Source organism: Dyella subtropica, assembly GCF_026283965.1.
GTDB lineage: Bacteria > Pseudomonadota > Gammaproteobacteria > Xanthomonadales > Rhodanobacteraceae > Dyella_D > Dyella_D subtropica.
In genome coordinates this window covers 76778-89764 of sequence record NZ_JAPDPD010000004.1, presented here as the reverse complement: position 1 = coordinate 89764, position 12987 = coordinate 76778, and the positions used below count along the sequence as shown (strand labels likewise).

The following is a 12987-nucleotide window of genomic DNA, read 5'->3' as shown; positions in this document are numbered from 1 at the left end:
GACAACAAGCCGGTGCACCTGAGCGTGCTCTACGACGCCAATACACCACAGGGCATCAACTTCGACGGCACCACCGGCTACTTCGAATGGACGCCGGGTTTCGACGTCGTCGACAAGTCCAAGATGGAGAGCAAGGACTTTACCTTCACCTTCCAGGCCACGGACGGCGCACTCACCAGCACGCAGACAGTGCAAGTGCGCGTTCTGGGTGTGCATCGCACACCGGTGCTCGATGTGAGCAGCCACGCCGTGGTGGTCGGCCAGTCGCTAAGCCTGCCCGTGCAGCTCGGCGGCACCGACACGCGGCAAGGCATCTACGCCAACGACCCGGATGGCGACGCGATCACGCAGGCCATGGCGGTGAGCTTTACCAACCTGCCGCAAGGCGCCAGCTACGACGCCGCCAACAAGCGTCTGAACTGGACGCCGGGTCCGGGCCAGGTAGGCGATTTCGTGATCACCGCCAACGTGGATGACAACCACGGCAATACCGTGCAGCGGACTTTCACGGTTCGCGTGGTGGCCGACGCATCGGCGAATGCACCCAGCATTCTCATCGATAGCGTTCCAAGCATGCCTGCCCTGCCCGGCCAGTCCGTGCAGGTGACCGTGCGCGCGAGCAGTTTCAGCCCCATTGCGAGCATGACGGTGCAAGTACGCGGTACCGGTCTGGGCACCGCTCAGTGGCAGACCGTCGCGCTCGACAGCAGCGGCCGCTTCCAGCTGCAGGCGACTCAACCGGGCACCATCGATGTGCGTGTCACCGCCATCGATGCGGATGGCTTCAGCGACACCACGGACGGCCAGGTGTTGGTCAAGGATCCGTCCGCGGTGGCTCCCGCACCGGCGTGGAGCGGCGCACTGGCCGGTGCAACGCTGGACAGCCAGCCACTGACGATCCATGCGCTCACCGCGCTGCAAGCCAATCTGCAGGAACTGCAGTTGATGGGCTATCGCCTGCAGATCGCGGCCAACGGCAGCGACAACTGGCAGACGCTGGGCGAACAGAGCTACGACGCCAGCAATATCAACCAGGCGATCGCGCTGGCGAACCTCGATCCCGCGCAGTTCCGCAATGGCGTGTATCAGCTGCGCCTCACCGCATGGGATCTGCAAGCCCGTGTTGCGGAAATCGATGCGCGCGTGATCATCGATTCGGCGCAGAAGAGCTTCGGCGGCAACAACGTAGCGGATGTCACCTATCAGCTCGGCGGCCACGCGTTCACGGTGAACCGCAGCTTTGCGGGTAACAGCGGCCATGCCTTCGGTAACTGGGCGATCGCCGGATTCGATACGGGCCTGACGACGGATCAGGCGGCGTCGACCGCCAGCGGTGCCATCGCCGCGTGGACGATGGGCAGCCATATCTGGCTGTCGATGCCGAGCAACCTCGGCGACGTCAATGCGCCGATGCAGAACCTGAGCTTCATGCTCGATGCCAGCGGCACCGCAATGCAGGGTGGCGCGAACGCGCCCATGGTCTACAACGCCAGCTTCGGCAGCAGCCAGGGCTGGACCCTGCAAGCCGCCAATGGCGGCAATCTGCAGCGCATGGGCCTTCATCTCTACGATGAAACCACCGGCCTGCCGTGGGCGCCCAATGGCTACGTGCTGACCGCACCGGACGGCACACAGTATCGACTCGACGCCGCCGGCAAGGTCACCCGCGTCGACTTCAGCGATGGCAAACAGTGGATGGTTTCCGACGCCGGGCTTGCCCTGGTCGGCAGCACCGATCGCATCGATATCCTGCGCAATGCGCAAGGCAACATCGTGCGCATCACCGGTCCGCTCGATACGAACGGCACCAGCCGCAGCGTGGTCTACGCGTATGACACGCAGAACCGGCTGGTGCTTTCGCGTGCGCTCGACAGCAACGGCATGGGCACGCCGTACGGCTACGACGCAAGCGGCCAGTTGCTCACCGATACGCTCACCGCCAACCTCGGCACGGCGGCCATGTGGCTCGGCAATGGCACCGCCAACCAGTGGAACGGCACGCTGCAAGCCGGTCAAACCACCAGCCTCGCCTTCGCGATTCGCGACAGCGAACTGGCATCCACCATTAAGGTGCCCGGCGCGAACGGTGCCTTGATCGTGGCCATCAGCGTCACCTTCAGCGATGCCACGTCGACGCTGCAAGTAGTCGGCGGCGATGTGCTCGGCGACACCGTCTTCAACGGCGCGCACACCATCCTGGTGCGCGTAACCCAAGCGGGCATGAAGCTGCTGCGCCTTACCGGCACCGGTTCGGCGAAGATCAGTGTGTCGATGGCCGGTGACCTCAGCCACCACGGCAAGGTCGACGGCAGCGATAGCGCGGCCTTCGAGCAGGATCTCGCCACCAAGAATCTCGCGGGCGACATCAATGGCGACGGTGTGGTCGACCAGACCGATCGGCAGATCCTCTACGCCAACTATGGCTTCCAGGCCGCCTTGCCGCCGTTACCGGCCGCGAACATACCGACCACGCTGACCCATGTGGGCCTGGGCACTACGATCCCGCTGGATCAGCTGGCGACCGATTACGCGGGCGAAGCCATCTATTGGCGCGTGGTGAGCAGCAGCAACGGCAGTGCCACGCTGAGCACCGACGGCAAATCGGTGGTCTTTGTTCCGGCTGCCGGTTTCAGCGGCACCGCAAGCTTCACGCTGTTGGCCGATGACGGCTTCAGTGCGTCGGCGCCGATTGTGGTCAATATCAATGTCAGCAACGCGCCGCTGATCCGAATCGCCCCGGCGACACTGGGGTTCATGGCGCCGGGCACCAGCATGCCATTGCCGCTGGTCGGTGATTTCGCCGACCAGACGGGCGTCGCGCTGCCTGCGAGCTACCTGCAATTCAGCTCCAGCAATACAAGCGTAGCCACGGTCGACGCCAACGGTGTCTTGTATGTGCACGGTGGCGGCACGGCCGTGATCTCGGCCAGCGGTGGCGGGCTTACCGCGTCCATGGCGTTGACCTCGTCGGCGTCCAGCACCGACAGCGACGTCTATCAGATGAAGATGGACCAGGGCTACACCGTGTACCCGGGCAGCGTCAGTCTGGTCGAGAACCAGGGCACGCGTCAGATCCGCATCAACGCCACCGTCGACGGCGACCAGTCCGCTGCCAGCTACGGCGTGATCTACCGTGTGCAGAACCCGAACATCGTTTCGGTCACGGCCGACGGCTTGATCATGGCCAAGCAGGCCGGCTTCACCATCGTCAGCGTGATTACCGGCGGCTTGCAGAGGGACATCGAAGTTCGTGTCGTCGCCTTGCCTGCAGTCGCACCGCAGACCATCGATCCGGCCATCGGCGGTGTCGTCAACGGCGGCAATGGATTGGTCGCGCAAATCGCGCCGGATTCACTGAGCGCCAGCACCACCGTTTCGATCACGGCGGTCAATCCCACGGATCTCCCGATACCGCCGCCGACCTTGCCGCCGTCCGACTTTGAATTCGCGGGCGCCTTCAACCTGCAAGTCGGCAGCAAGGCACTGACGGTTCCCGTGCAGCTCTCGCTGAAAGCCCCGGCAGATGCCACGGCGGGCATGAAAGTCTATTTCTACAAGTACACCACCTTCCTCAACGAGAAGGGCGTAAGCCAGCCCGTGTGGCTCGCGGTGGAATCCGGTGTCGTGGGCAGCGACGGCTTCATTCATACCAGCTCGCCGCCCTACGCTGGCGTCGACGGCACGGGTTATTACGTGGCGCAGGTGAAGCACAACCCCGACGACGGCAGCCGCCAGGTGGCACTGGGTGTGAGGCCGGACATGCTGTTCAACCCGGCCGGCATGGTCGGCATGATGGCCGGCGGCCTCGTAGGAGCGAGCATTGCGCTCGACTGCATCGGCATCATGGCGGCTCAGGCGATAGCCTGCTATTCGTTCCGCTCCGGCGCGACCTACGTGACCCAGGCCACGATCCCGCCTCATGCACCGAGCACGCCGCCCGTCAGCCTCGACAACATCTTCCCGGACGTGCCCGATGAACTTAAGGCAAAGCAACCGGCGATCACCGACATCAGCTTCGATGTGCAGTCCGGCCAGCTCACCATCACCGGCAACAACTTCGGCGCCGATCAGCCGGGCGTGCTTTACGGGCCGCTGAAGATACGATTCACGTCGCCCGCAGGCGGCTCAATCGACATTGATCCTCCGGCCGGCTATTCGGCCAACCAGATCATCATGAATGCGCCCGCGCACATTCCGCTGGCAAAAATGTCGATCAGCGTGGTGCGGACCATTTGGCTGCAAACGATGACGCCAAGCGGTGATTCCGACGTGCAGAAAAACGAGCTGGCCAGCAATTCAGGGCAGATTGCGTCGCGCGACAACCTCACCTTTGTTTCCCAGGCACATCAGATTCTCGTGCTCGAGAACAATCAGCTCATCAAGACCATTACTGACGATCAAACCGGCAGCCCAGTAAATATGTACGGCTGGCACGTCGATGCGGTGGCGTTCTCGGCCGACAACTCGCGCGCCTACATTGCCGGCTATGCCGGACGCGTCTATGCGATCGATACCGCAAGCCTGCAAGTCTTCGACAGCTATCAGGTCTCGACAGCGACGGCGTCGACGGACATCACCTCGATCGCCGTGGCTGATGACAAGCTGTACGTGGCGCTGGGTGACCGCTACCAGTCGAATTCGAGAGGGCTGTATCAAATCGAGATCAACCCTGCCTCGACGAATTACGACAAACCTTCAGGCACGATAAAGATTCAGACCGATGCGCTGACGCAAGCGCCGTATGGCTTTTACGGCCTCGCCGTCGGCGGTGAGGGCAGGTATCTGCTCGCGACCGTCGCCAACCAACCCTACGTGCTCTTCCCGCATGGCGGAGACAGGTCACCGGGCAAGGTGCTCATCATCGATCTGAAATCGATCGACGAAAACGCCAAGGTGAAATCCAGTCTGGTGCTCGACCAGAGTGGTGGTTTCCAGGGCATCACGCCACTGTTCATCAAGGGCACCTCGGATCCCAACAAGTTCATCGTCTCCAATTCCCGCAGCTACGACCGCGGCATTCTGACGCTGACTGTCACCACGGATCCGAAAACGGGCGACTTGAAGGATGCGAAAGCGGCTCCGCTGATCGATCTCAAGCCTTCCTACCTCACCTCTCGCATTTACTGGCAGAACATTTACGAGTCGCAAGGCATTGTTGTCACGCCGGATCTCAAATATGCATTTGTCGCCGACTACAACCTTGAGCGTCAGATGCTGGAGGGCATGGACCTCTCCGACACCATCGCACTGGATTTCATCGGCGGCAAGATCGGCGTGATCAAGGACCCGTTCGGTACTCCAGTCTTCCTGGGGGCTACCAGCCCCATCTACGGCGGTGCGATGAACGGCCTGACCGTGACGCCGGACGGCACGACGCTGTATGCGCAGCTGTTCAATATCGACACGCCACCCGGCCTGATGAAGTACGACGTGGCCACTCTGATCGCGGACGCGGAAGCGGCTTATAAAGGCGGTTACTGGGACAAGCGGCCGATCGATTACGTCGCACCCAATTCCCAGCAGAAACCTGCAGGTACCCTGCTACCCATCGGCTTTACGCAGGCCATCGGCAGCCAGCCGTTCAAGCCTGAGTTGACCGACCATAAGGTGGACGGCATCGACAGCTATACGGATCCGAAGAAGCTGATCCAGCCCACCTTCTCCTGGTCTGTCTATGACAAGGACTATCAGGAGGGCCAGCCGATCCACTCGACGCTCTACATCAGCGTGTTCGATGCCGACCACGGCTTGTTCCCGGATCCGAGCGACCCCTGGGGCGATCTCAAGAACACCCAGCTGCCTACCAGCATCACGTCCAATCTGCCGATGGTGGGTAACGATCCGAATCATCTCGACAGCCGTGCCGGCCGTACGCTGCAGATCGACGTCGAGGGACATTATGTCGATGGCAAGCTGGTGTTTAAGCTGGACACCAGCACACTCGATCATTTCGGGCTGACGGCTTCGCAAGACTACTACTGGGGTATCCAGTACAAGTCGCAGCTGAATGGCGATATCGCCGTCCAGAACTCCTACAAGTTCACGACGCCGTCCTACCGCGCGCCGGCGGGTCAATACGCCTCGATCACCCTGATCACTCACGGCTATCAGCCCGCCATTGAACAGGGCATGGCTCAGGCGACCATGAGCTACAACACCGGCAGGGAGCTTGCAGAACGCACGGGCGGCGGCCTGTTCATGTACGACCCCGCGACCGGTATCTGGATGGAGTACGACGCAAGCCAGGCGAACATCTATCACGCGCACCCGCTGCATTACACCGCTGGCGACCAGGCGGCCACGGCAGCGGCCAACATGGCGGCGTTGCAGTCGTACAAGGCGGCGGGCAAGCCGATCTTCCTGATTTCGGACTGGTATTCCCAGTCCGGCATGACGACCACCGGCTTTACCGAAGCCGCAGCCGACGCGATTTTTGCCAGCCTGCTGGAAATCGGCGTGGACGATCTCAAGAACTGCCCCTTGCAGTTGATGGCGCACAGCCGCGGCACGGTGGTCAATGGCTTGATCGCACAGCGTCTGGGCCAATGGGGCATTCATCCGACCGATCTGCAGATGACCGATCTGGACGTGCATGACTTCGCCCAGCCCTCGCTGAGCACGGGTCATTTGAACAACACGGACTTCAGCGATCCCAATGTGCTGGATTGGAAGAACATCAACTTCCTCGACAACTACTACGAACGGGAAGCCAACGAGCTGGCGCTCGTGCACATCAACCCGAACGGAAGAGCCTTGTCCAACGATCAGGCCCAGCCGCAGCTACGCAACGACAGCAGCAATGTCAGTTATGAGGGCTGGCTGCAAGGTGGTGCGAAGAAGATCGTCAGCGATGCCAACATCGACTTCGACCTCACGGGTCTGCCTGGCTTCACGGGTATCCAGAACGGCCTCCTTCAGGGCCTCAAGGCCTTTACTGCCGGCCCGCACGGGATGGTGCAGAACTGGTACCTCGGTACCGGTGCGCTCGACCTGAATGCGCCCAGGCTGTCGCAAGCGAACGGGGATGTCAGCGATGGCGTGCCCTTCTGGCGGCAGTTCTCCAACTCGACGGCCTTCAACGACGGGTACGTTTTGAACCCGGCGGTCCTGGACGCTATATCGCCAACCTTGGCAAACCTGTACGCGGCGTCGGGCATGAGCCCCAATTTCCTGCCCTGGTACATCTCCCAGCGGCAGAACATTGCGCTGCAAGACAATCAACCAGTGATGTACGGCACCCAGCAGGTCATGGCCTATGACCAAAACCAGCGCGACCAGTCGTATACCGATGTGTCATGGGAAGGCGGCGGCGAAGGCTGGTTCTATTCCATCATCGGTGGCGGCTCCTCACTGCGGCCGCCGCTGATTTCCTCGGGAACAGGCCAGGTCGACAACAACTACAACAATTCGGAGCGGCCGATCGTCACCCTGCTGCACAGCGGAAGCGGCTCGAACTTGCAGGACTTTGAAAGCGGCAACCAGACCGTCAACAATGGCCTGCAAATCTTCAACGGCACCTTCGAGCAGAGCCGCAATGGCTTCGATGGACGCTTCCTGCAGTCGTACGACGTACCCGGCTGGAGCCTGGACAATGGCGAGGCTCTTGGCGGCAACTACGCCGGCAGCCATGACGATCGCGCGAGCCGTACGCAATTCCTCGATCTGCGCACAAACTGGAATCTCAACGACTTTGTCTTCAAATTCAGCAAGGCTTTCGGCAACACCGGCGACAGCAAGGTCAACGACGCCATCACCAAGCTGTTCAACCTGATTGCCCAGCAGGTTTCTCCGCAGCTCAACGCGGGTATTGCCAGCAATTACGCAAGCATTGTTGCCGATATCAACAGCAACCCCATTAACCGAGGCGTTAACCTGGGGGCGCTGAGCTTCATCAGCAGTGGCACTACGGTCTATCCGTCCATCGCGGCGACCATCGCCAATATTGTCAATGCCATCGCGTCCTCTGGCCTGGAAAGCCAGCTGAGCGCCATCGTCAGCCATCTCGGCATGTCCTTGTCCGATATTCGCGACCGGCTTGGCATCGACTTGACGGGTAATAACGACACGTGGTTGTCCTTCACGGGAGCCGTGGGAGACGCCTACGCGAAATTGGTCAGCAATCCCATCACGGCCAGCCTTGTTCACTCGTTGTTTGCGTTGAATTCATGCGGCGACTGGGACCTCAGCTATGTGCTTGGCCAAGGCAACAATTACTCGGTCACGCACGATCGCATGGCGATTCCGCCAACAGCCACGTCGCTGTCGTTCGAAATCTCTACACGCGCAACGGACGCCAACTCCGTCCTGCAGGTCTTCTGGATTCCCCAGGACAACGGCGGCGATGGCACCGGTGCCGGCATTGACATCAGCAACGGTGGCATAGCGCTGAAGAATTATGCCGACGGCAATTTCCATAACATCGTTCTGTCTGGCATCAGCGGCCTGCATGCACAGGGACGCCTGAAGTTTGTCGTGAAGCCTGGCAGCGGCGAATCCGCGGGTGTATTGGGCGATATCGTTCACCTGGACAATCTGCAGTTCCTCGGCACCGCCGCGCTGCAGACGCAAGGCGCTGCGGCCTCGTCTACCACCAGCACGCTCACCCAGGCCGATATCAACCAGCTCCTGCCTTCGGTTCGCGCCGCCTGGCTTGCTGCCGGTGCCGATCCGAATGTGCTCGCCGATGTGACGGTATCGGTGGGCAACCTGCAGGGCGTGGATGTCGGCGACACCACAGGCCACCAGATCGTGCTGGATGCAAGCGGTGGCGGTCGCGGCTGGTTCGTCGATCCCACGCCGACGGACAATTTCGCATTCGACGGCGCCCATACCGGCAATCAATGGACCTGCTCCAGCCTGTCTCCCGCTTACGGGAAGCTGGATCTGTTCACCGCGATGCTGCATGAATTCGGTCATGCACTGGGCCTGGGACATAGCAGCGACCCGCTGGATGTGATGTATGCATCGCTGGATCCGGGCGTGCGCCGTCTGCCGTCGCTTACCGATCTGTTTGGCACTACCACGGTTGCAGCCAATGCCGTCACCGGCAACACGGCGGGCCATGTCGTCCTGTCGGCTGGCCTCACCCAGGCGCTGTCAACGCCCACGGGTACCGGCATGCAGGCACCGGCCTTCAGCACGGCAGGCTTTATCGGCGATTTTTCCAATACCCAAGCCTGGAGCACGCAAGGTGCGGTTGCTGTCGCCGGCACCACAGCGACCTTGAGCGAGTCGGCCACCAGCCAGACCCGGATCAGCCAGCAATTCCAACTGGGCGCCCTGGACAAATTCCTGCGCTTCACGGTCAGCAACGTCGGCCTGCAAAATCCCGGCGACATGCCCGAAGACGCGTTCGAAGTGGCACTGCTCGACGCCAAGACCGGCGCATCGCTCGGCGGTACGTTCGACCTCAATCACACCGACGCCCTGCTCAACCTGCAAGGCGATGGCAGTGCGCACCTGGGTTCTAACGTCACCTTCGTCACCAACGCCGACGGCAGCCGCACGTACATCATCGATATGCACAACGTGCCCACCGGTACCGCGGTGAACCTGTCGTTCGACCTGATCGGCTTCGGCCCCGCGGGCAGCCACGTCACGATCAGCGACATGGCGACCTACGCCGTACCGCATGCCAACGATGCAGCATTCACCGGCTACGAGGATGGCACCGTCACCGGCAACGTGCTGGCCAACGACACCAACGTGTTCGGCGCGCTGCCGAAGATCGTCTCGGGTCCCGCGCACGGCACGCTCACGCTCAACCCGGACGGCAGCTTCGTCTACACACCGGGGTATCTCTACTACGGCAAGGACAGCTTCACCTACCTGCTCGACAACGGCCTCGCGCAGTCCAACACCGCCACGGTGAACCTCACCGTGATCCATGTGAACCACGCGCCGACCGCCAAAGATCAGTCGCTCAACCTGCTCGAGGATGGCAACGTCGGCGTCAACCTGCGTACCTCATCCAACGATGTGGACGGTGACCCGCTGACCTTCCGCATCGTGAGCCAACCGCAACACGGCACACTGACGCAGAACGCCGACGGTACACTCACCTACACGCCGGGCTACCTGTTCTACGGCAACGACAGCTTCACTTACGTCGCCAACGACGGGCAGCTAGATTCGAATGCGGCGACGGTGAACTTCGCCGTGGCGCATGTGAACCATGCGCCGACGACCAAGGATCAGTCGCTCAATCTGCTTGAGGACGGCAACGTCGGCGTCAACCTGAAAGCGTCCTCGAACGACGTAGACGGTGACCCGCTGACGTTCCGCATCGTGAGCCAGCCGCAACACGGCACGCTGACGCAGAACGCCGACGGTACGCTCACCTACACGCCGGGCTACTTGTTCTACGGCAACGACAGCTTCACTTACGTCGCCAACGACGGACAGCTGGACTCGAATGTGGCGACGGTGAACCTCGCCGTGGCACATGTGAACCATGCGCCGACGACCAAGGATCAGTCGCTCAATCTGCTTGAGGACGGCAACGTCGGCGTCAACCTGCGTAGCTCGTCCAACGATGTGGACGGTGACCCGCTGACGTTCCGCATCGTGAGCCAGCCGCAACACGGCACGCTGACGCAGAACGCCGACGGTACGCTCACCTACACCCCGGGCTACTTGTTCTACGGCAACGACAGCTTCACTTACGTGGCCAACGACGGACAGCTGGACTCGAACGCGGCGACGGTGAACCTTGCCGTGGCACATGTGAACCATGCGCCGACGACCAAGGATCAGTCGCTCAACCTGCTCGAGGACGGCAACGTTGGCGTCAACCTGAAGACGTCCTCGAACGACGTGGACAATGACCCGCTGACCTTCCGCATCGTGAGCCAGCCGCAGCACGGTACGCTGACAAAGAACGCCGACGGCACGCTCACCTACACCCCGGGCTACCTGTTCTACGGCAACGACAGCTTCACTTACGTCGCCAACGACGGGCAGCTCGATTCGAACGTGGCGACGGTGAGCCTGGCCGTGGCGCATGTGAACCATGCGCCGACGGCGACCAATCTTGCGCTGAACCTGGCCGAGGATGGCAACGTCGGCGTCAATTTGCGTACGTCGTCCAACGATGTGGACAACGACCCACTGAAGTTCCGCATCGTCAAGGGGCCGCAGCATGGCACCGTGACGCAGAACGCCGACGGCACGTACACCTATACGCCGACGACCTTCTTCTACGGCAGCGACAGCTTCAGCTGGGTCGCGAACGACGGCCAACTCGATTCGAACGTGGCGACGGCGAGCTTCACGGTCGCCCTGGTGCCGCCGGTGGCGAAGGACTTCAGCTTCTGGCTGCACAACAACCAGACCCGCACGTTGGACCTGCGTACCGACGCCAGCACGATTCCGGGTGGCACGCTCAGCGTGCGCATCGTCACACCGCCGCAGCACGGTCAGCTCGTCCTCAACGCCGACGGCACCTACACCTATGTGCCGACCAAGAACTACATCGGCGCGGACAGCTTCACGTTCATCGCGAATAACGGTCAGGCCGATTCGAACCTCGCCACTGCAACGATCGACGTGAGGGCGCGCAACCGGCCGCCGCATGCGCACGACGATGAGGTCTTCGTCGCCGAGAACGAGACGAAGACGATCAATCTGCTCAGCGATGCCTCCGACCCGGACGCCGATTCGCTGACCACGCGGATCGTACGCGGGCCACGCCATGGCACCCTGGTGTCGAATGCCGACGGCACGTACACCTATACACCGGACGCCAACTGGCTCGGCGATGACAGTTTCGTGTTCGTCGCCAACGACGGCCAGTACGACTCCAACAAGGCGGTGATCCACCTCGACGTCGACAAGCGTCCGGAGGCGAAGGACGAGGGCTTCACCGTGCGTGCCGGCAAACCGACCACGCTCGACCTGGTACCGCGCCACGATGAAGACGACGAGGATGACGAGTGCGATGAGGACCAAGCCGAGCTGCACGCCAAGATCCTGACCCAGCCGCTGCACGGCACGCTGACGCAGGACGAGGACGGCCGCTGGATCTACACAGCCGATCCGCGCTATGTCGGCACCGACACGTTCACCTACGTCACGGCGACCGACGAGCTCGACTCCAAGCCTGCCACCGTGACGCTGACTGTGCTGCCGCCGAAGCGTCCGCCGGTCGCCAAGGATGCCGATATCAGCGTGCCGTCGGAAACGCCGTCGCGCATCGATGTGCTGGCCAACGCCAGCGATCCGGATGGCGAGGTGCTAAACGTGCGTATCATCGATGGCCCGCATCATGGTTGTCTGCACCGCAATGATGACGGCAGCTTCGCCTATGTACCGGACGACGAGTGGTTCGGCGGCGACAGCATCAGCTACTACGTCAGCGATAGTGAGGCCATATCCAATGTCGCTACTGTGCACATCACCGTGGTGGCGATGCCGACCGCCAACGATGCAGTCTTTAAGCTGGAACAGAACGGCAAGGTCCACATCGACCTGCGCTCTCTGGTCGACGATCCGGATGAGGACGCCGAAGATCGCCTCACGCTCAGCGTCGGCAAGCCGGCTCACGGCCAGCTCGTGCAGAGGGACGACGGCAGCTATCTGTACAAGCCTGAGAATGGCTTTGTCGGCGCCGACACGTTCACCTATACGGTGAGCGACGGCATCCACAGCGCTACCGCCACGATCACCTTGAACGTGGGCCGCAACGAGGATGAAGACGACGATGACGGCGAGTGCAGCCGCAGCCAGACCGTATTCGTCACGGCTAGTGCCGGTCACCAGTACGACGAGCGCAGCTACGGCTACATCATCGTCAATCAGGGCTTGGGCATTGATCCGACCAACCAGCAGCGCCGACCGTCGCTGGATTGGGTCAACACCTATCCGACTGACATGGGTAGTTCGGAGAACATCGGCAGCGCCTGGTGGAATGCGTTGGTCGAGCAGCCGTTGCTGAGTTCGGCGGATTTGGCTCAGCGCAGTGGATTGGTGGTGAAGCGGTCGAACTAA

At 61.7% G+C, this 12987-nt stretch carries 1 protein-coding gene (running past one end of the window); it reads left to right on the top strand.

The genetic code is table 11. The features are described from left to right. Positions 1–12987, top strand: partial view of a tandem-95 repeat protein gene (locus tag OUZ45_RS05095; RefSeq protein ID WP_266168852.1) — the 3' portion only. It extends 24624 nt beyond the left edge of the window; the window shows 12987 of its 37611 coding nt (coding positions 24625–37611); its start codon lies beyond the left edge, outside the window; it ends in the stop codon at positions 12985–12987.